The organism is Actinomadura macra NBRC 14102, assembly GCF_001552215.1.
GTDB classification, from domain to species: Bacteria; Actinomycetota; Actinomycetes; order Streptosporangiales; family Streptosporangiaceae; genus Spirillospora; species Spirillospora macra.
This window is the reverse complement of the sequence record NZ_BCQT01000018.1, coordinates 223,719-242,468: the sequence shown is the minus strand read 5'-3', so window position 1 is coordinate 242,468 and position 18,750 is coordinate 223,719. Positions and strand designations below refer to the sequence as shown.

Genomic DNA, 18,750 nt, shown 5'->3' with positions numbered 1-18,750 from the left:
TGTCAGCGCGCGTGGGTCAGCGTATTTCAGTGACCGTCCGCCGACCGGGGGCGTCACGAACGGGTGATCAGGCTGACCGCATGAGGCCAGCGGGCGGGAGCGGGCGGTGAGGGATCCGGACCCCCTGGCCGAGACGCTCGCACGCGCCGTCGCGGGACTGGCCGGGCGGCGGTCGCTGCTGGTCGTCGACGTCGGTCCGGCGAGTGTCGTCGTCTGGGAGATCCAGCGTGACGAGCATGGCCTTCCCCGGGCCCGGATGCGTGCGACAGCGGACCTCTCCGGGGCGCCCGATGTCTTTCTCGGCGGATCGGCTCGCCGGTTCGAGGGCACCACGATGGTGCTGGTCAACACTACTGGCGATACTACGGGCGACACGACCGGCGACACTGCCGGCGACCCATCGCCTGCCGCGCGGGTCTTCGACCTGCTCGGCAAGGCGTGGCCGCAGGCGACGACCATCAGCCGTCCCGGAACGTCGGTGCCCGACGTCCTGCGGGAGGTGATCTCCGAGGAGCCGCTGACGGTGGAGCACAGCCTGGTCACCGTCCACGCCGACCGGTCGGGGCGGCTGTCGCTCCGCAGCCTCCCGCTTTTCCCGGCCGGAGCCCGGCGCGGGGACGTCACCCGCTTCAGCGTCCGCTGCCACTCGGCGGATCCGCGTGGCACAGTGTTCGCGATGGTCACATGGACGTCGGGGAGGCCCCACCTCCTCTCGGTGGATTCCGCCAGGCTCGGCGTGGGCCGCCACGAGATCACGGCCGAGCTGACGCGGCCCGGACGGGTCCGCTTCCGCGGTGCGGCGGGTTTCACCACCGACGAGCGGTCCTGGCCCGAGTTGCTGGACGCGCTGCCCTCCGCCCTGCCCCCCGTTACGTCCCACCTGGTCTGCGCCGTCGAGGTCAGCGGCTCGCAGGAGCGCGTCATCGCCCGGCTGGACCGGTTGGAGGCGGTGATCAAGGCCGCGGCGTCCACGGCTCCCTCGATCTCCGTCGTCTCCTATGGGTCGCATGCGTTCGAGCGGCGGATCCAGCCTTCCCCGGTCACCGTCCTGAACTGGCGGGCGTCGCCGGACGCGGCCCTGAGCACGGTGGAGTCACTGCGTGTCCAGGGGCCGCGCCACCCGGGCTACCCGTTCGCGGCCGCGATCGAATGCGCGCTGCACGAAGTGACCGGGCGGCTGGAGGCAGGGGCGGACGAGCTGTCGGCGCTGCTCATGATCGGCGGCCGGCCGGCCCACCCGCCCAGGGTCAGCACCACGGAGATCCTGCCCTGCCCGGAGCGGATCGACTGGAGGAGAGAAGCCGCGCTGCTGCCCGTCCTCGCCCGGGTCGCCATCTGCGATTCCGAGGCGGATGCCGCGGACCCGATATGGAGCGTCCTCGGCGGCGATCGCCTGACCCGCCTCGACGAGCCCGACCTGACCGGGATCCTCCAGGCGGCGGCCCTGGACTCCCCCACCCCGTACATACCGTTCCCGCTGACCGAGGGGGACTGAGGACATGCAGCCCATTCCCCAGGCGGAGTCCCGGATCGCGATGTGGGGCCCTCCGGGCAGCGGGAAGACCACATTTCTCGCGGCCTTGAACATAGCGTTGGCCAGGCGCCGGGACGACTGGACCATTGTCGGCAACGACGACGCCTCCACCTCGGCCCTGCTGAAGATGACGTCGGAACTCGCCGACAGCAGGCGCTTCCCGCACGCCACCACCGGCTTGGAGCGCCTGAACTGGACGCTCCTCGGCAGCGTCGAGGAGCGCACGGGCAGACCATGGAGGCGCCGCGTCGTCCGGCACCCGGTCAGGATCGGGCTCGAACTGCTCGACCCGCCCGGCGAATCCTTCTCCGACACCCGCGCCGACCGGCGGGACCGGACGGAGCTGATCGACGATCTCGCCGCCTGCAGGGGGTTGATCTTCCTCTTCGACCCCGTACGCGAGTTCGAGGACGGAGACGCGTTCCAGTACCTGCACGGCGCGCTGGTGCAACTCGCGCACCGCATGGACGAGGCCGGCCGTTTCACCGACGGCCTCCTCCCCCATCACATCGCGGTCTGCGTCACCAAGTTCGACGAGATCAGGACGTTGGAGACGGCCCGGCGGATGGGTCTGGTGACCGTCGACCCCGGTGACCCGCTCGGCCTTCCCCGGGTCGACGACGAGGACGCGCTCGACTTCCTCCAGGTGCTCGGCGGGATCTCCTCCTCCGGTAACGCCGAGCTGGTGGTGCCGACGCTGCGGAAGTACTTCCGGGAGGACCGCGTCAGGTACTTCGTCACGTCGGCGATCGGATTCCATCTCGGCGGCGAGCACGGCGCCTTCGACGCCGACGACTTCCAGAACCTGGTCCCCACGGAGGGCGGCGGTCCCAGCCGGATCCGCGGAAACCTCCATCCGGTCAACGTCGTCGAGCCGCTGCTGTGGCTCGCGCAGCGCATCGCCGCGGAGCGTCCGACATGACGGCCTCGGCCAGGTCCGACTGGGTGAAACTCGACCTGGACTGGGCGCTCTGGGGCAAGGAGCGCGACGGGCTGGACTACCGGATCCTGGACTCCGGCGCCCGGCGGCTCACCCCGAAGCACTTCGCGGACATCATGATGCGGTACGCCACGGGATCGCCGACGCGGGAGCCCGTGGTCACGATCAGCCATTTCGAGCTCGCCAGCGAGCCCCACGTGGGGCTCGCGATCCAGGAACTGTCCGGCGACCAGGACAGGTACGGCCGGGACATCGCGACCGTCCGGTACTTCTGCCTTCCCTTCCGGCGTCTGAGCGAGCAGCCGGTCTCCTATGAGGACCTCTTCGACGCCCTCCGCGCCGTCCGGCTCCCGACGGAAGGCTCACTGCGCGTGGACGTCCCGCCGCTTGATCCGCACTACATCGCCGCGCGCATCGACCCCGCGACGATGTCGGCCGCGGCGAGGCTGATGAATGGCGAGCGGATCCGCGTGCTCGACGCCGAGGTGGTGCCACTGCGCGAACGCCTCCGCTACCTGGACACCGTCGCGGGCCTGCTGCCTTTCGGGATGCGGGCGAGGTTCTCCGCCGCCACGTGGGTCTCCAGCACGATCCGGCCGGTGTTCCGCATCTCGTTCGCCGAGTTCTCGGAGGACGATTTCACGACCGTCTACTTCGAAGGCGGCGCCCCCACCCTCATGCCAAGCAGCACCGGCGGCGCCTACACGGCTATCCTCCGCGAGGTCGGACCCTTCTCCGATCTGGTCGATCTCCTCGCGCGGGCGGACGAACCGCTCCGCTTCACCCCCGAGGACCGCTTCAAGGCCCTTGGCATTGTCTCCGCCGCGCGCGGGCCCCAGCCGGACGCGCCGGCCGCGGACCTGATCCTCTCGTCGTGTGTGGAAGCCCTCGATCAAGGGAACCTCTTCTATCTGGAGCACTTGCTGACCGAGTTGTTCCTCACGACCACGAACCGGCCACCGGCGGGCGCCGAGCGCGCGAACCTGCTGAGGCTCGTCGAACGCGACCGGCTGCTGGTGGAGGACCGGGTCCCGCCCCGCCTCACCGCACGGCTGCTCGACGCCCTGCTCGCCGGGGTCTGCGGCCCCCGCCTGACCTCGGACGAACTGGCCGACATCACCCGTGCGGCGGGCGGCCTCCACCCCGCGCTCATCGACGCGCTGCTCCGCCGTCCCAACATCGCGCCCAGCGCCATCCTGGCCCTGGCCCACCAGCAGGGCCCGAGCCGCCTCAGCGATGTGATCGCTCGGATGCCCGCCCAGGACCTTGTCGAGGCGGCCGCCGAGCCGCCGCCGCAGCGCTGGCTGATCGGACCGGTCTGCGCGGCACTGCGGCGCCGACCGGCCGAGGCCGAGCCCGCCCTGCGCCACCATCGCTACCTCTCCGAGGAGTTGGCCGCCGTCTATCCGGGGCGCGGGGACATCCAGGTCAAGAATCTGATCAACCTGCTCGGCGCCTGCTATGGCCCCAAGCTCACACCCGAGCAGTTCGACATGATCCTCGGTGGCGGCAGCACGCTGCCCTCTCCCGCCCTGCTCGGCGCCGTGCTGAGGATGTACGGCCCCGGCGGCGGGGAACGGCTGCTCACCGTGACCCTCGCCGGGATCTTCGCGGACGCGGGATTCGATGACGAGACCTTGGACGATCTCCTGCACACCCTCAGGCAGGTCCGGACATCACGACTCCCCCGCCGGGGACCGCGCTAGGTGAGGTGCAGGGCGCCGGCTCGGATGGTGGCCACCGGGGTCAGCCGGCGGTGGGTGGTCCGGTGGCCGCCGGCCGCGTCGCCGTAGCCGAACTCGCCCTCCTCCCATTCCAGCACGGCGATGTCGGCCTCGGCGCCGGGTCTCAGGGCGCCGATCCGGCCGGCCCAGGCGATCCGGTCGGTGAGGACGGCCCATCGGAGGGCGTCCGCCGGGGTCGCGGTCGCCGCCCGGATCACGTCGGTGAGCGGCAGCCCGAGCGACGTCGTAGCGGCCGTCCAGGCCCTCGCCCGGGGCCAGCACCCGACCGTTCTTGATCAGCAGGTCGAAGGGGAAAGCGGCGGCCGTCACCGGGACGACTCGAAGAATCTCTCCGTGCCCAGGCGCAGGACGCCGAACAGGATCGTGTTCTGCAGGACGCCGAGCAGCATCAGCACGGCCAGCACGGAGAACTCGGCGGCCACGTTGATGGCCTCGCTGTAGGTGAGTAGCAGTTGGCCGAGCCCGCCCGCCGAGGGGGCGACGAACTCGCCGACGATCGCCCCGATCAGCGCGAACGCCATGCTGATCTCCAGGCCGGACACGATGCCGGGGACCGCCGACGGCAGCGAGACCCGGCAGAACCGCTGCCAGCGGCCCGCGTGGAACGCGGTCGCCATCTCCAGCCGCGACTCCGGCACGGCGGACAGGGCGGCCTGCGTCGCGATCACGGCGGGGAAGAACGCCAGCATCGCCGCGAAGCTGAACTTCATCGTCAGCCCGAACCCCAGCCACAGCGCGCACATCGGCGCCAGCGCGATCTTGGGCAGCGACTGGAACGCGACGACGTAGGGGTAGAGAACGAACCGCACCGTCCGGGACTCGCCCATCAGCGCGCCGAGGACCACCCCCGATCCGGCGCCCAGCACGAACCCGATCAGCGTCGCCTTCCAGGTCTCCCAGGTGCTCTGCCCGACCTGCTCGACGAAGATGTCCGAGCGCATCACCGCGAACACGTCGGTCGGTTTGGGGATCACCACCCCGCTGATCTCGAAGCGGGAGATCACGAGCTGGACCAGGAGCACGCCGGCCAGCCCCACGACCACAGGGGGCAGCAGCAGGAACATCATCCGGCCCAGCAGCCCGGTACGGACCGACCGCCACGGTTCGGCGGGTTCCTTCGTCCGCCGCCGGACACGCTCGTCCGGCGCCTCGCTCACCTTATTCATCGGGCATCCGCTCCAGTACAAAACGCCGGGCGAGCCGTACCAGCAAGGCGAGCGCCAGCCCGACCACCACCAGGATCAACAGGACGGCGAACTCCTCGGCCAGCCGGAAGTCGCGCTGGTACACCTGCAAGATCACACCGACGCCGGCGTTGGCGCTGATCAGCTCGCCGGCGATGGCGGCGAGGAACGACAGCACCACCGCTATCTCCAGCCCGGCGAAGACGGGCACCACGAGCCCGGGAAAGACGATCCGGCGGCGGATCTGGCCCTTGGACGCGCCGAACGCGGTGGCCATCTCGATCCGTCCGCGATCGGTCTCGGCCACCCCCGCCATCGTGCTCACCAGAATGGGGAACAGCGTGGCCGCGCCGACCAGCCCGATCTTGGACTCCATGCCCAGCCCGAACCAGATCACGAAGATCGGGGCGAGCGCGATCGGCGGCAGCGCCTGGAGCGCGACCGCGTACGGGTAGAAGCCCTGCCGCAGGATGCGGGACTCGCCGAGCAGCACCCCGAGCACCACACCGGCCACGAAACCGATCAGCAGGCCGAAGAACGCCTCACCGAGGGTGGTGCGCAACGCCGTCAGATAGGTGCCCCACTCACCGGAGGGACCGAGCGCCTTCAGCACCGCGTCCAGTTTGGGCACCGAACTGCCGTCGCCCTGGACGTCGGACGGGAAGACCTGCCAGGCGGCCAGGAGAACGGCGGTGACCGCCACCAGCCCGCCCCAACGCAGCGCCGCACCGCCGCCCGGGAGACCGGCCGGCCCCGGGCTCTCGGCGACGGGCCCGGCGGGGCCGGTCGCCGGCGGGGCGGTCATCCGCCGACCTTCGGCTCGGCGGCGAACAACCGGTCGCGTATCCGCCCGCACACCTCGGCGAACTCCGGGGTCGCCATCAGCTCCTTGGTCCGCACCCCGGGGAACGGCGGCGTGACGACCTCGACGACGGTGCCGGGCCGCTCGGACAGGATCACCACCCGGGTGGACAGCAGCACCGCCTCGTCGATCCCGTGGGTGATGAGGATGGCGGTCTTCTGCGTCTCCCGCCAGATGCGGTTCAGGTCGATGTTCATCTGTTCCCTGGTCAGCGCGTCCAGGGAGCCGAACGGCTCGTCGAGTAGCAGCAGCCCGGGGTCGTCGGCCAGCGCCCGGCAGATCGCGACGCGCTGCCGCATCCCGCCGGACAGCTCCTTGGGCCGGCGCGATTCGAAGCCGGCGAGCCCGGCCCGCTCCAGCAGGCCCGACACACGCTCGCGAGCGGCGGCGGTGACCTTCCCGTGCAGCTCCACAGGGAACAGGCAGTTGGACATCACGTCCCGCCATGGCAGCAGCGTGGCGTCCTGGAGCGCGATGCCGATGTCGCGCCGCGGCCCGGTGACCGGCTCTCCCCAGACGCGCACGCTGCCCTGGCCGGGCCGCAGCAGGCCCGCGATCATCTTGAGGATGGTGCTCTTGCCGCAACCGCTGGGGCCGACGATGCTGACGAACTCCCCGGGCTCCACGGCCAGGTCCACGTCCCGGACCGCCTCGACGCCCTGGACGGCGCGCCGGCCACGGCCCCGCCCCGCGAACACGTGACGCAGGCCGGCCAACTCGACCGCGTGCCCTGTCGTCGCCATCTCAGCCTCCGAACCTGTAGTTCTTCGCCGCGTTCGTGATCTGCACGCTGTCGAAGTCGTTGAACGCCGGCACGAACTCGTTGGTCACGAACTGCTCGGGCTTGAACGCGCTCGGCGTCAGCTTGGTGGAGACCGAGAAATCGCTCCACGCCTTTACGCTCGCCGCGGGGAACGAACCCCAGCTCTTCTTTCCGGCCGGGTCTCCGCTCATGATGTGCGTGGTGCGCAAGGCGAGGATCCGCTTGTTGTCCGCCATCTTCTTGTCCTCCGGGACACCGGGGACGTTGGTCTTGGAGTAGACCTCGTACATCATCTTGATGGCGGCCTCTGGATTGGCGGTGGTGAAGACGTTCGCCTTGGCCATCGCCCTGCCGAATCCTTCGATCACCTTCGGATTGGCCTTCATGAAGGACTGCTTGGCGGAGAACCCGGTCGAGAAGAGCTGCTGGGACAGCGGTGAGTTGAAATAGCGGATCCTGGCGCCGAGGTTCTCCATCGCCGCGTACTGCGAGTCGAAGAGCATCAGCGCGTCGACCCGCTTGCTCTTCAGCGCGTGGTAGGCACCGGCCTCCAGCCCCACCGACACGAACCGCACATCCTTGGCGGGGTCCAGGCCCTGCTCCCGCAGCAGCGCGTTGGCCAGCGGGATCGTCCCGCTCCCCAGGCTCTGCGCGCCGATCTTCTTGCCCTTGAAGTCCTGCCAGCCGCGGATGGGGCTGGCGTCCTCGACGGCGAGGCTGGCGACCTGCGACCGCGCCCAGTTGAAGAACATCCGCTGATCGGACTTGTTCTTGACGACGTCGGGAATGAGGGACTGCGGCACCGGCGCGGCAATATCCATCTGACCGGCGGCCACCGCCTGGATCGCCTGGGTCGAGCCCGGGGTGAACGTGGTCTCGACCTTCAGTCCCTCCTCCTTGAAGTACCCGAGATAGCGCGCGACCGGAATGGCGGCGAAACTGGAGTTCATCGCCTTGATGGACAGCGCCACCTTGACGGTCCGGAGGTTCTCGCCGTCCTCCTGGGAATTGCCGCCGCCACCGCCGCAGCCGGCCGCCGCCAGCGCGACGACGAGGGCCGGCAGCACGATGCGGAACGCCACAGAGCCCGTTCTACGAGGTCTCATCTTCGTTCCTTCCACCACTTATCCGGCGGCGTCGGGGATCAGCAGGATCCGCCCGGTCGCCGAACCGCTTTCCAGGATTTCGTGGGCTCTCGGCGCCTCCGACATCGCGAGCGTTTCGGTCACCACCGGCCTCACCAGGCCCCTTTCCATGAGCGTCAGCACGTCCTCAAGCTGCCGCCGGGTGGTGCTCGCCGCCGACCTGATCGAGATGTCGCGGCCACGCCAGCCCACCAGGTCCACCTCCACCGGAGGCGGCACCTTCTGCACCTCGCCGACCAGCACGAGGCGACCGTGCAGGGCGAGGGTCTTGACGCTGGACAGGAAGGAGACGGCGCCGACGTTCTCCAGGACGATGTCGCAGCCCCGGCCGTCGGTGACCTCCAAGACGTCCTTGCTGTAGTCGACGCCCCGCTCGACGAGCACGATCTCGTCCGCACCGGCCTCCTGGATCGCCTCGACCTTGGTGCGCGACGTGGTCTGCGCGACCACCCGCGCCCCCGACGCCTTGGCGAGTTGGATGGCGCTCAGCCCCACGCCGCCGCCCGCACCCGTGACGAGCACCGTCTCCCCCAACTCCAGGTGCGCGACGTCGCGCAGCGCGTTGAGCTGGGTGCCGATGGCGCAGGACGCGACGGCGACGTCCGGGGAGGTGATGCCCGGCGGCACCTTCACCAGGCTGCCGTCAGAGACCGCCACCAGTTCGGCGTAGCCGCCGTTCAACCCGATGTCGCCGAGGAACACCTTGCGCGGGCAGCGGGTCTCGCGCCCCGACCGGCATTCCCGGCACTTGCCGCAGACCCGCTGCCGCTGGTTGGCGACCACCCTGTCGCCCACCGCGAAGTCCGCGACCGCGGCGCCGACCTCGACCACCTCGCCGACGACCTCGTGCCCGGGAATGATCGGAAATCCGGTGCCCTGTGCCCGGTCGCCCCGCCGGACGAGCACCTCGTGCATGCACGCTCCGCACGCCTCGACCCGCACCACGCACTCGTCGGGCGCGGGACTCGGCGGCTCCGCGTCCGTCCACTTCATCACGCTGGGCGGACCGGTCTGCAGGGCGACGACGGCCTTCATCTGGTCTCCGTTCTCGGTGTCGGCGATTCGGCCCCCGGTGAGGCGGGACGGTCCCACGCGGCGTCGACGAAACGTCCTCCGTCGGAGGGGAAGTTGCCGCTCCAGTCACGTACCGCGAAGAGCGATTCACCCGCGCGCACGCGCGGGGTCAGGGTCGTGGTCTCCCGCAGATCCCGGGCGGCGGCGGCCTCGGCGACCCGGCCGGCGTCCTCCAGCGGGACCACTGCCACACCGTCGCCGTCGGCGACGATGACATCGCCCGGCCGCACATAGGCCCCGCAGCACACCACCGGAACGTTGCCCCAGCCCACGCGGGTCTTGCCGGTGGCGGCCGGGGTCACACCGAGCGCCCACAGCGGGAAGCCGACCCGCTCGATGTCGGCGATGTCGCGGGCGTGCCCCTCGATCACCGCGCCCGCCAGGCCGCGCGCCGCGGCCGACTCGCTGACGTTCGCGCCCCACACGGCCGAGTCCACCGGCCCGTGCTGGGACGTCCACACCAGGAAGTCGCCGGGACCGGCGACCTCAAGCAGAGCGTGCAGGGTGAGGTTGCTCCCGCCCAGGTCGAGCGCGGTGACCGCCCGGCCCACAGCGCGAGTTCCGGGTGCCAGGGACCGGACGCCGCGCAGCAGGTTCCGCTGCCCCATCGCCTCATGGACGGACGCCACCGCCAGCCCGTCGTAGGCCCGCAGCACCTCCGCCTCCGGTCGCGGCGCCTGGGTGAAGACCGTGCCGCGCGGATGCAGCACGGTCGGGTACGGCATGGTCGGGTGCATCGAAGTTGGCTGCGGCGTGGGCGGCGGGACCGCCCCGGAGCTCATCGGGCCTCCGCAGGGAAGCCGACCAGGTGGGCAGGGTTGGTGACAAGGATTCGGTGCCGGGTGTCCTCGTCCGGGGCGATCTGTTCGATGAGATCGACCAGCAGGCCGTCATCGGGCATCTCGGGCACATTGGGATGCGGGAAATCGGTGCCCCACAGGCAGCGCTCGGGCGCCTGCGCAGCGAGCACGCGTGCCAGCTCTGTCGCGTCGGCGTACGGCGGCCCCCCGGCCGACAGGCGCTCCGGTGCGCTGAGCTTGACCCAGACATCGCCGGTGTCCAGCAGCCGCCGCAGCGCGCGCACCTGCGCGCCCGCCAGGCCGGCACCGAGATCGACCCGCGCCATGTGGTCGATCACCGCAGGAAGCCCCGTGGAGCGGAGCGTGTCGAACATGTCGACGACCGCGTTTCCGGCGATGTGGAACGCCACATGCCAGCCGTAGGGGCGCACGAGATCAAGGACCGCCCGCAGCTCGCCGGGCGTCGGAGCGGGTCCGAGATGCGGCATGAACTGGAGCCGGACGCCGCGGACCCCCGCCTCGTGCAGCTCCGCGACCTCGGCGGGCGCGGTGCGCGGTGTCACCAGCGCCACGCCCCGGTACCGGTCGCCGTCGGAGCGCAGGGCGTCCAGCAACGCGGCATGGTCGGTACCGTGCGCGGCGGACTGGACGATGATGGCACGGTCCAAGCCCAGGAGGTCATGCCGCCGGCGCAGATCCTCCTTGGTGACGTCGGGCGTGTCGTACGCCCTGTCCTCCGGGTAGGGGAAGACGGCACCGGGACCGAAGATGTGGCAGTGCGCGTCGCAGCTTCGCGGCGGCAACCGCAGGTCGGGGACCGTGGGGTTCGGATGAGGCGGAGCGGCGACCCTCCTGCCGCCCCGCGTCGCCTCCTGCGAGGTCATGGGACTCGTCTCAGCTGGGCAAGGGCGGGGGGCAGGGCGGGAGGAAGGACGGTACGCGGGACAACATCAGACACCTCAGTTCGCCTGACGCACATGTGTGCGTCGGTTGACGAGAGTGTGCATGACCGAGCATCAGCGGTCAAGGGCCCGGCCGACACCTCTCGCGCCCGGAAGCCACCATGGGCCACACCGTCCAGCGATCTGCGGGGCAATGGCGAAGGCGTTCTGCAACCGGCACGAAATCAACCCGCGAACTGGCACGCTCCCCGGGTGAGTGCGAGCCCGAGAACTTCAGGGCGACGGAAAGGTCTGAGACGACCCCAATACGCTCCTGATGCGAGAAGGCAGTGGCGTACGCATGCACAGGAGACTTTTCTGGCTTGACTAGTTCTGACCTCCCTGCCACGCTCCATACGTGGGCGTGTGCCGATAATGGGTACACAGGAACTCTTGCTGGAGGTGGCTAATCCGCCCGCCAGAATGGTCTCCTGCCGACGCCACTCATGATGACGGCCTCCCGCGACAGTTGACGTATGCGGAGTTCGTCGGCGAAACCCGGCGCCGGCTCGTCGCCGCGATAGTGGAACGACGCAGCGGCCACCTCTGCTCCTCGCTGTCCGTCCTGGATCTCCTGTGCACGGCGCTGTGGCGGACGTGGAACACACAAGCCGAAGAGTTGGGCGCCGACGTCATTCTCAGCAAAGGCCATGCGGCACCGGCCTACTACGCCGCATTGAGTATACTGGCCACCGATATGCCCCCCTTGTATGGGCACCTGCGACGAATGCCCGGGCCCTATGAAGGGCACCCGTCACGGCATTCGATGCGGCATGTTCCGGTCTCCACGGGCTCGCTGGGCATCGGCCTGGCGTGGAGTGTCGGCCGGGCCATCGGCCTGGAAAGGGAAGGCGGCTCGCGGCGTGTGATCACGATAGTGTCCGACGGCGAGTTGCAAGCCGGTCTGAGCTTCGAGGCACTCCGCCTCGCCGCGCACACGAGGACGCGCCTGCTCACCGTCATGGTCGACTTCAACGGATGGCAGACGGACGGGCCGGTGGGCATGGACCCGGCGGCCCTGCTACGCGGAATCGGGTTCACGGTGCGCACCGTCGACGGTCACGACACGGACGAGATCAGTGCGGCCCTGGAGTACGGCGCGGGCTCCGGGCCAGTGGCCATCGTGGCGCGCACCCGGCGCTGCGCGGGACTGCCCGCCGCTTACCAGAAGGGTCCTGAACTCTACGGCGAGCGAATCTCCGACCTCGACGTGCACATCCTGACCGAGAGCACATCCCACCCCGTTGGAGACGGATGACGAGCACGGCGATCGCGGAATACCTGGCCGGCGTCATCGATGATCCAGACTGTCCCTATGTCGTCACCGCGGATCTCGCCAACCCCCTGGGGCTCGTCGACTTCTCCGAAAGGCGCGCCGATCGTTTCCTGAACGTGGGCGTCGCCGAGCAGATGCTGGCGGCCGCCGGAGCGGGTCTGTCCACAACGGGCCGTCCCGCGGTGGCGGTCACATTCGCGTCGTTCGCCCTGCGTGCCGTCGAGATCTTCCGGCATCTGGTCGTCCACGACGACCTTCACGTCGTCCTCGTCGGCTCGCACAGTGGCCTGTCAGCCGGCCCAAACGGGGGAACCCATCAGTGCACCGAAGATCTGGGAATCTTCAGTTCGATGGAAGGAGTGGTCTGCTTCTCGCCCCGTTCAGTACCGGAAGCGGTCGAAGCGCTGAAATATTGCGTCGCCACGCCGGGACAGTATTACGTGCGGCTCGCCAAGTGGGAACCTCCCGCCGGTATCCGATCGGAGGGGACCACGCATGCCGCGAGCACAGACTTCTTCGCTTCCCATGGATCAGCGGAGCCACTGGATGTGGCGGTCATCAGCCACGGTGTCACCTGGAACATCGCGTGCGACGCGGTCGAGGTCCTGCTGTCGCGGGGAATCACTTCCTGTGCCTTCCACATAGGGCGGCTTCCCGCGGAGCCGCTCGGCGTGACGGCGCGGGTGGCCCTGACGATCGAAGACCACTCCGCACTGTCGGGGATAGGGAGGACGATCAGATCGTTCCTGCCCGACGCGCGGGCGTATCGGACCATCGGCGCCCCCTGGCCGCTGGGGAGCGATGACGCGTCCAGGCTCTACGAGATCGCCGGACTGTCGGTCGCCGGCATCCTCGACGAGATCGAGGATGCCCTCTGATGGTCGCTGTCGCCGCCATCGACATCGGGACCTCCACGATCAAAGTGTCCCGCCGGATCACGGCCGACGAGATCGTCACCGAGCGGGTGGCGCGAACAGCTGGCACACCGATCGAGATCCTCAACGTGATCGACCGGCTCATGCGGGACACCTCGGCCGACGTGACAGCACTCTCCACCTTCCGGCGCGCGCTCGTCGTGGACGATCACACCCTCGTGCTCGCGCGGTCGAGCCCGCCGAAGCCGATTCTCCGGCCGGAGTTCGCCGGCCGGCTCGACGCCCTGAACCCGCTGGCACCCATCCATCGCTGGGTGGACTCGGTCCGCCTGCGGTGCCACCGATTTCAGACGTTCGACGTCTGGCTGACGGAACGCCTGACGGGGCGATCGGCCTGCGCGGAGAGCCTCGCCTGGCTCACCGGAGTCTGGGACACGACCGGCGGTGCCTGGGACGAGTCCGTGTGCGCCGAGGCGCTGATCTCCCCGGACCATCTCCCCGAGGTCCTCACGGAACCGCTGCTCGCCGGCGGGATCTGCCTCCCGGTACTCGGGGACCACGAGGCCACCGCTCGTGCCTGCGCCTCGGCCGGCGCGTGGCCCCTGTGCGTCGCCGAGTGCGGGACGGCTCTCGCCTGCATGATCGGAGGCGGTTCCGAGGCGCCGCCACGGCTCGGACTCGAATCGCCCGTCCGGTGCGGCTACGCCGAACTGGTCGATCCTCACTTCGCGCGGCGGATGGAGAACCTCACGGCTCCGGCGCCCCGCTGGATGTCGGCCTCGACCTCCCCGTCCGCCGGAGAGGTCGTGACCGCGGCCATCGGCCATCGCAGGACGCCAGCCGCTCCCGTGCTGCTGTGCGGCGGGAACGCGACCCGAGGGCTGGCCGAGCATCTCACCACGGCCGGGCTCGATGTGCGCGTCGACGCCACCATCACATCGAGCGCCGGCGCGCTCATCATCGCCGAGCAGGTCGCATGAGGGCTTGACGCGCACCGACGAGGGACAGGCGTACTCAGGGCAGGGACGCGTCGATGCCGGCGACCGACCGCAGCGTCCGCTCGTCTGTGATCAGGACGTTCAGGAAGCCGCCACGCAGCGCACCGACGATCGGTTCGACCTTCTGGGTGCCGCCGGCCACGAGCACCATGTGTCGGTCCGCCCGGCGGGAGAGCTCCCGGAACGTCGCGAGATCGACGAAGCCGAACGAGTACGGCACCGGATGGGACATGATCCGCCCGTCCAGCGCATACGGATGCCAGTTCACCTCTCCGCACGCACCGGCCTCGTACAGCTGATGGGGATCGAAAGCCGGATCGATGAATCGATTGACATATTCCTTGACGACGCCGTACGAAGAACCTGGACCGAACGCGCCACAGCTGTAGAACGCCATGTTGACGTCACGGACCTGCCCGAGGATGGTGCGCACATCGGGCCGGTTCTCAAATGCAGCGCGCTCGCTCTCGGAGGCGAAGAACGAGGGAAAATTGACCGCATGGGCACGGCATTCAGGATTCCGCTGCCAGAGCTCGATCAGTGCCGCGTACGACGACATCACGCTCGTCAGCTCGGGCACGACATTGAACGAGATGGGGTAGGCGTCCATGGCAAGCCTGAACGGTTCGATGTTGCGGACCAGGGTGTGGATGGTGTTGGCGCAGGAGAACCCCACCCGGAAGTTGCGCTCAACGTGATCGCGGAAGTACTTCGCACCACCCGCGCCCAGGTTCTTGTACAGCTCGTCACCCGAGGCGGCCGGAACGATGACGAGATCGCGAAGTGAGTACTTCGCGATGAGCGCCGCCTGGATGTCGACCAGGGCGAGCGGTTGACTCACCGGCACCGGCGCCGGTGTGGCCGGCCCTTCGGTCTGCGCATTGCGCCACCCTGATCCCGGCCTGAAGGTGGGCTGACTCATCAGTACTTCTCCAGCTTCCCGCTCGGCAGCCTGCGCAGCCGACGACCCTGCGCATCGCGAAATTCCAACTGCACCCGGACCATGGCGTCATTGCTCGGAAGGGCCAGGCGAGCACCGTCGAACGCGAAGCTGTGACGCCCGGGCGGCAGCAGCCCATGCTCGGTGGAGCCGGTCTCGGCCTGCGCCTCCGCCCCCCGCTCATCGATCCACGAGACCTTGATATGCCACTCATAGATCGGAAATTCAGTGTTGTTGGTCAGCCACAGGATGCCCGTCCGTTCGGTCCCCTGAGTCAGCTCCATCCAGGCGTGAACGGACGCGAACTGAACGTTGCGTTGGGCCCGTTCCGACCGTAGCGAAAAGGTCAAGGCGATAATTACCGCCACGGTGGTCGCCAGACCTGAAACCCACCCGCTGACCGCACCCCATTCAATGTCGGCTGCGACGGCGATATTCTGCAGGCCCATTGCGGATGCTCACAACCCCAAAAGTGCGCGCGAACCGAAGCATTATCATTGTTGTAGGTCGTGGACGGTGATTGCGCTGGGGAACCGTCAAGCATCGAAGTCGTGCGCCCAACTTGTCCCCGCTCGGCATGGTGGCCAGTATAAGGCTTCCCTCCGGGAAAGGATATCCTCGGGAGGTGCCGCCACCGCCCGCCGCAAGCCGGCCGACCAGGGGCGACACCTCTCCCGTTCGATGCCCGCCCTGACAGGTCAGCCGGGTCTCAGGTGGAGGTGGTCTCCGCGGTGACCGCTGGTCTGGGCCGATCGGCCCAGAGGGCGCGCCGGCGAACGCCGTGATCTGGTCGTCGAAGTGGGTCGTCGGACGTGACCGTGCAGGCTGCGGCCGCTAATGGCCAGCAGCCGGGCTCCGGTGCGTCGCGGTCCCGACCGCGCCATGCCAAGCCCCGCTACCCCGTCCCAGTATCTGCGACCTCGTGTGCCAGGGGGTTCGCTACAGTGGACCCATGAGAGGACCTATGGCTGACGAACTACGGCGGATTGCGGAGGCGGATACCACCCGACTGCAATATCTTCCCGATCCGCTCGACCCTGATCTGCCATACGCTTTTGTCGACGCGCTGAAGGAGCCTATGCCCATAGCGGCCGTCGAAGCCATTGAGCGGGTCGCAATGGGATTGTTTCGCCAGCAGCTCCTCAAGCCGGATGTTCACGACATTTTTGCAGCACGATCTTTCGCACACTTTTTCCACACCCTGGGATTTTTGTACAAGTACAAGCCCTATGGCGTCAAAGCGGCCTCGCCTTTCGGCTATTCGCTGTTCGACCTGCACCCCGGTCAGGGCTTCAGTTTCCAACTCCATCTGGAACCCAAGTACGAAGCCTTCCATATTCTGCAAGCCCATCCGGATAGCTTTATCTATCTATCGACTCACCCGGAATGGCTGGAATCTGGGGAGGCGGCGGCCATCGCCTGGTCCGTCGGCGAGCAAAGAATCCCGGCCGCGCACACGTGGAGCCCGGAACCGGGCGATATCGCCCGCATCACATCGACCGAGATCGTCCATACGGTCATCGGATGTACGCTTGAAGAGTACGCGACCACCTCGTTCGACGCGGTGGAGCGGCTTCTGGACCAGAACGATCGAGCCGGGCTGATTCTGCCCGCGCGGCATCCCGAGATCGCCGCGATGGTTCATGATCTACATCCGGATCTTCCCCGTCGGCTCCTCGGCCCTGCGACGTCCACGTGGACCAGCGCCGATGTGCCCGCCGAAGAACCGATAATCGAAGTACCGGGCGAGCTGCTGGGGCAGAGGCTACGAATCGAGCGGGGAACGCAGATTCGCCTGGCGGCTCCGCGGTCGTGGGTGAAGGTCATCGTCCCGACGACGTCGGCGGTGTGCTGCTTTTTCGCCGACCAAGAATGGACCGTTGCACCCGGGCAGCTTTTCACCATACCACCCGGCTGGGACGTCGAGGTCGCGTCGGAGCATCCGACTGTGATCGCCATGCAATCCATCGCACCCGAACTCGTGCTGCGCGAATGGGCGGGTTGACCGCGCGCAGCGGCCTTCTGCCGATTTCATCATTCCTCTGCTCGACGGTGAGGTGGCCGATCAGTGGCAGGTACATCTCGACATGGCCTGTTCGACGCGGTCCTGTTTGATTGCGATGGCGTGCTCGTCGATTCCCGGGCCACCTGCCGAGACACCTGGATCAGGTGGATAACGAGAGTCGGTTTCACAGAACATTCCATCGCCGATGCGCTCGAAGCCAGACCTACGCGTGAGGCGATGTCGGAGCTCGTTCCGGCCGGCCGGCTCGACGAAGAGGTCGCGTGGTTCACGGCGATGGAGCTCCGTTCCGCGGAGACCATGCGCGCCATTCCCGGGGCACGGGACACTGTGCGTGGCCTGCTCGGCGCCAACTGGGCGGTTGTCACGTCGGCCTCGCGCGTGCTCGCCCGTGCCCGGCTGACCGCCGCAGATCTGCCCCTTCCGCAGGTCCTGGTCTCAGCGGATGATGTCCAGGCAGGGAAACCCGCCCCTGAGGGTTACCGGCTGGCCGCCCGGCACCTGGGTGTCGCCATCGAACGCTGTGTGGTGCTCGAAGACTCCGACGTCGGTGCCTGCGCCGCCGCCCGCGCAGGGGCGACGGTCGTGGGTGTGGGTGCCAGGATCGGGAGCTCGCAGATCCAGTTCGGTCCGGTGCCGGATCTACGCTCGATCGAACTACGTCCTGCCGAGAAGGGGGCCATCAGTCTCAGCCTCCTCCAGGATTCGGCTGGCACAGGCTAGGACTGAGCCCTATCCCTTTGGCGTTCAGCGAGAAGAAGAGTTCCGTCGTCATCACGAGGTGCCGGTCATGCGAAGGCAGAGCATCGAGTTGGTCGTCACCGACCTCGACGGCACGCTGTGGGACCGCACTTGTCGCGCTCACCCGAGTACCCTGCGCGCGCTCTCCGAGATTTCCACGGTGATCCCGGTGATAGCCGCCACCGGCCGCCGCCCGTCGAGTGCGTTCGCGAAGATGAGGACGAACGATTTCTCGATGCCGGCCGTTCTGTTCGATGGATCGATCGGGCTGCTCGCCGAAGAGGGGCCCAGATTTCACTACCGGACCTTCGACCCCGACGCCTACGCGACCGTGCTCGACATCTTTCTGAGGTTCGATCTGGAACCCATCGTCAATCTGGACGATGTGAAGTCATGTGGAATGGGGAAGAGCCCGGCCACCCATCCGAACCACCTGGCGGACAACATGCCCAATGCCCGCAGAGTGGAGCTCGCGGAGGCAACGGCTTCATGGAACGTCCTCGGGCTCCTGATCTGCGGCGGTGACGACCGGTTGATCAGCATATTCCACGAGGTGAGGGATATCGCCGCGGCCTCACTGACGCCCGACGTCCGCTATGGGGGTATTTCTCTCTCTGTGCGGCCACCCGGCGCGACAAAGTGGTCCGGCGTCTCTTCTTACTGTCATGAACAGGGAATTCAAACGGATCGGGTTCTTGCGGTCGCCGACGGCATGAACGACCTCGACCTCCTGGAGGCGTCAGCCATAGCGTGCGTTCCAGAGTCGGCTTGCGGTGAAGCCCTTGCTCTTGCCACTCATGTGATCGGCTCTCCTTCAGCAGGGGGCTGGGCAGAAGTGCTGGATATCATCCACGCGGTCGAAGGCTGATGGCAGATCACCGAGCCGATGGCGAAGGCCGAGGTGCTGGG

General features: G+C 68.3%; 19 protein-coding genes. 9 read left to right on the top strand and 10 right to left on the bottom strand.

From position 1 onward, the window contains the following. Positions 1 to 106: 106 nt before the first annotated feature. The 3 genes from AMA02S_RS28795 to AMA02S_RS28785 are packed head-to-tail and all read left to right on the top strand — an operon-like array spanning position 107 to position 4,180. Positions 107 to 1,495 carry a hypothetical protein gene (locus tag AMA02S_RS28795; protein ID WP_067464061.1) on the top strand — a complete coding sequence of 463 codons (1,389 nt, stop codon included), beginning with the start codon at positions 107 to 109 and terminating at the stop codon, positions 1,493 to 1,495. A gap of 4 nt (positions 1,496 to 1,499) precedes the next feature. After that, complete coding sequence (locus AMA02S_RS28790) at positions 1,500 to 2,456, top strand: hypothetical protein (protein ID WP_067464058.1); 957 nt, start codon at positions 1,500 to 1,502, stop codon at positions 2,454 to 2,456. Further along, positions 2,453 to 4,180: a hypothetical protein gene (locus tag AMA02S_RS28785; RefSeq protein ID WP_067464055.1), complete on the top strand. Its 1,728-nt coding sequence runs from the start codon at positions 2,453 to 2,455 to the stop codon at positions 4,178 to 4,180. The genes AMA02S_RS28790 and AMA02S_RS28785 overlap by 4 nt, the downstream gene beginning before the upstream one ends. On the opposite strand, the gene AMA02S_RS28780 is transcribed toward AMA02S_RS28785, so the two are convergent. The 8 genes from AMA02S_RS28780 to AMA02S_RS28745 form a co-directional block, all read right to left on the bottom strand. Beyond that, a complete protein-coding gene (locus AMA02S_RS28780; protein WP_067464052.1) occupies positions 4,177 to 4,416 on the bottom strand; it encodes a hypothetical protein in 240 nt (79 codons plus the stop codon). The genes AMA02S_RS28785 and AMA02S_RS28780 overlap by 4 nt on opposite strands. A gap of 108 nt (positions 4,417 to 4,524) precedes the next feature. After that, positions 4,525 to 5,385 (bottom strand): ABC transporter permease, encoded by an 861-nt coding sequence (locus AMA02S_RS28775; RefSeq protein WP_084265699.1) that lies wholly within the window; start codon positions 5,383 to 5,385, stop codon positions 4,525 to 4,527. Further along, entirely contained in the window at positions 5,378 to 6,208 is an 831-nt protein-coding gene (locus tag AMA02S_RS28770; protein ID WP_067464046.1) for an ABC transporter permease, read from the bottom strand. The genes AMA02S_RS28775 and AMA02S_RS28770 overlap by 8 nt, the downstream gene beginning before the upstream one ends. Continuing rightward, the gene (locus AMA02S_RS28765; RefSeq protein ID WP_067464043.1) at positions 6,205 to 7,008 is read right to left on the bottom strand and encodes an ABC transporter ATP-binding protein; all 804 of its coding nucleotides are present in this window, start codon (positions 7,006 to 7,008) and stop codon (positions 6,205 to 6,207) included. Before AMA02S_RS28765 ends, AMA02S_RS28770 begins: the two co-directional genes overlap by 4 nt. Position 7,009: 1 nt before the next feature. After that, on the bottom strand, positions 7,010 to 8,134 hold the full coding sequence (locus AMA02S_RS28760) for an ABC transporter substrate-binding protein (RefSeq protein ID WP_084265698.1): 1,125 nt from the start codon (positions 8,132 to 8,134) through the stop codon (positions 7,010 to 7,012). Positions 8,135 to 8,152: 18 nt separating this feature from the next. Continuing rightward, positions 8,153 to 9,208, bottom strand: a complete 1,056-nt coding sequence (locus tag AMA02S_RS28755) for an alcohol dehydrogenase catalytic domain-containing protein (protein ID WP_067464562.1) — start codon at positions 9,206 to 9,208, stop codon at positions 8,153 to 8,155. Further along, positions 9,205 to 10,029 (bottom strand): RraA family protein, encoded by an 825-nt coding sequence (locus AMA02S_RS28750; RefSeq protein WP_084265696.1) that lies wholly within the window; start codon positions 10,027 to 10,029, stop codon positions 9,205 to 9,207. Before AMA02S_RS28750 ends, AMA02S_RS28755 begins: the two co-directional genes overlap by 4 nt. Beyond that, complete coding sequence (locus AMA02S_RS28745) at positions 10,026 to 10,931, bottom strand: amidohydrolase family protein (RefSeq protein WP_067464034.1); 906 nt, start codon at positions 10,929 to 10,931, stop codon at positions 10,026 to 10,028. The genes AMA02S_RS28750 and AMA02S_RS28745 overlap by 4 nt, the downstream gene beginning before the upstream one ends. 526 nt (positions 10,932 to 11,457) lie before the next feature. On the opposite strand from AMA02S_RS28745, the gene AMA02S_RS40740 reads away from it, so the two are divergent. Genes AMA02S_RS40740 through AMA02S_RS28730 form a run of 3 tightly spaced genes read left to right on the top strand, consistent with a single transcriptional unit; the run spans position 11,458 to position 14,119 of the window. Then, on the top strand, positions 11,458 to 12,246 hold the full coding sequence (locus AMA02S_RS40740) for a 1-deoxy-D-xylulose-5-phosphate synthase N-terminal domain-containing protein (protein ID WP_169806910.1): 789 nt from the start codon (positions 11,458 to 11,460) through the stop codon (positions 12,244 to 12,246). Next, the gene (locus tag AMA02S_RS28735; RefSeq protein ID WP_067464029.1) at positions 12,243 to 13,142 is read left to right on the top strand and encodes a transketolase family protein; all 900 of its coding nucleotides are present in this window, start codon (positions 12,243 to 12,245) and stop codon (positions 13,140 to 13,142) included. Before AMA02S_RS40740 ends, AMA02S_RS28735 begins: the two co-directional genes overlap by 4 nt. Further along, positions 13,142 to 14,119 (top strand): acetate and sugar kinases/Hsc70/actin family protein, encoded by a 978-nt coding sequence (locus AMA02S_RS28730; RefSeq protein ID WP_067464027.1) that lies wholly within the window; start codon positions 13,142 to 13,144, stop codon positions 14,117 to 14,119. Before AMA02S_RS28735 ends, AMA02S_RS28730 begins: the two co-directional genes overlap by 1 nt. Before the next feature lie 34 nt (positions 14,120 to 14,153). On the opposite strand, the gene AMA02S_RS28725 is transcribed toward AMA02S_RS28730, so the two are convergent. Continuing rightward, positions 14,154 to 15,059, bottom strand: coding sequence for a sugar-binding domain-containing protein (locus AMA02S_RS28725; protein WP_084265694.1), 906 nt, complete (start codon positions 15,057 to 15,059; stop codon positions 14,154 to 14,156). Continuing rightward, positions 15,059 to 15,526, bottom strand: coding sequence for a hypothetical protein (locus tag AMA02S_RS28720; protein WP_067464021.1), 468 nt, complete (start codon positions 15,524 to 15,526; stop codon positions 15,059 to 15,061). The genes AMA02S_RS28725 and AMA02S_RS28720 overlap by 1 nt, the downstream gene beginning before the upstream one ends. 515 nt (positions 15,527 to 16,041) lie before the next feature. Between AMA02S_RS28720 and AMA02S_RS28715 the strand changes: the two genes are divergently transcribed. From AMA02S_RS28715 to AMA02S_RS28705, 3 genes are all read left to right on the top strand, one after another. Then, the gene (locus tag AMA02S_RS28715; protein WP_067464018.1) at positions 16,042 to 17,082 is read left to right on the top strand and encodes a hypothetical protein; all 1,041 of its coding nucleotides are present in this window, start codon (positions 16,042 to 16,044) and stop codon (positions 17,080 to 17,082) included. 63 nt (positions 17,083 to 17,145) lie between these two features. Further along, a complete protein-coding gene (locus AMA02S_RS28710; protein ID WP_084265693.1) occupies positions 17,146 to 17,823 on the top strand; it encodes an HAD-IA family hydrolase in 678 nt (225 codons plus the stop codon). 67 nt (positions 17,824 to 17,890) lie between these two features. Beyond that, a complete protein-coding gene (locus AMA02S_RS28705) occupies positions 17,891 to 18,709 on the top strand; it encodes an HAD family hydrolase (RefSeq protein WP_067464015.1) in 819 nt (272 codons plus the stop codon). Positions 18,710 to 18,750 lie beyond the last annotated feature (41 nt).

Coding starts and splice junctions, on each gene's coding strand:
- AMA02S_RS28750 (WP_084265696.1), bottom strand. CDS start 10,029: ATGAGCTCCGGGGCGGTCCCGCCGCCCACGCCGCAGCCAACTTCGATG.
- AMA02S_RS28715 (WP_067464018.1), top strand. CDS start 16,042: ATGGCTGACGAACTACGGCGGATTGCGGAGGCGGATACCACCCGACTG.
- AMA02S_RS28760 (WP_084265698.1), bottom strand. CDS start 8,134: ATGAGACCTCGTAGAACGGGCTCTGTGGCGTTCCGCATCGTGCTGCCG.
- AMA02S_RS28790 (WP_067464058.1), top strand. CDS start 1,500: ATGCAGCCCATTCCCCAGGCGGAGTCCCGGATCGCGATGTGGGGCCCT.
- AMA02S_RS28785 (WP_067464055.1), top strand. CDS start 2,453: ATGACGGCCTCGGCCAGGTCCGACTGGGTGAAACTCGACCTGGACTGG.
- AMA02S_RS28765 (WP_067464043.1), bottom strand. CDS start 7,008: ATGGCGACGACAGGGCACGCGGTCGAGTTGGCCGGCCTGCGTCACGTG.
- AMA02S_RS28705 (WP_067464015.1), top strand. CDS start 17,891: ATGCGAAGGCAGAGCATCGAGTTGGTCGTCACCGACCTCGACGGCACG.
- AMA02S_RS28770 (WP_067464046.1), bottom strand. CDS start 6,208: ATGACCGCCCCGCCGGCGACCGGCCCCGCCGGGCCCGTCGCCGAGAGC.
- AMA02S_RS28745 (WP_067464034.1), bottom strand. CDS start 10,931: ATGACCTCGCAGGAGGCGACGCGGGGCGGCAGGAGGGTCGCCGCTCCG.
- AMA02S_RS28755 (WP_067464562.1), bottom strand. CDS start 9,208: ATGAAGGCCGTCGTCGCCCTGCAGACCGGTCCGCCCAGCGTGATGAAG.
- AMA02S_RS28720 (WP_067464021.1), bottom strand. CDS start 15,526: ATGGGCCTGCAGAATATCGCCGTCGCAGCCGACATTGAATGGGGTGCG.
- AMA02S_RS28735 (WP_067464029.1), top strand. CDS start 12,243: ATGACGAGCACGGCGATCGCGGAATACCTGGCCGGCGTCATCGATGAT.
- AMA02S_RS28725 (WP_084265694.1), bottom strand. CDS start 15,059: ATGAGTCAGCCCACCTTCAGGCCGGGATCAGGGTGGCGCAATGCGCAG.
- AMA02S_RS28730 (WP_067464027.1), top strand. CDS start 13,142: ATGGTCGCTGTCGCCGCCATCGACATCGGGACCTCCACGATCAAAGTG.
- AMA02S_RS28775 (WP_084265699.1), bottom strand. CDS start 5,385: ATGAATAAGGTGAGCGAGGCGCCGGACGAGCGTGTCCGGCGGCGGACG.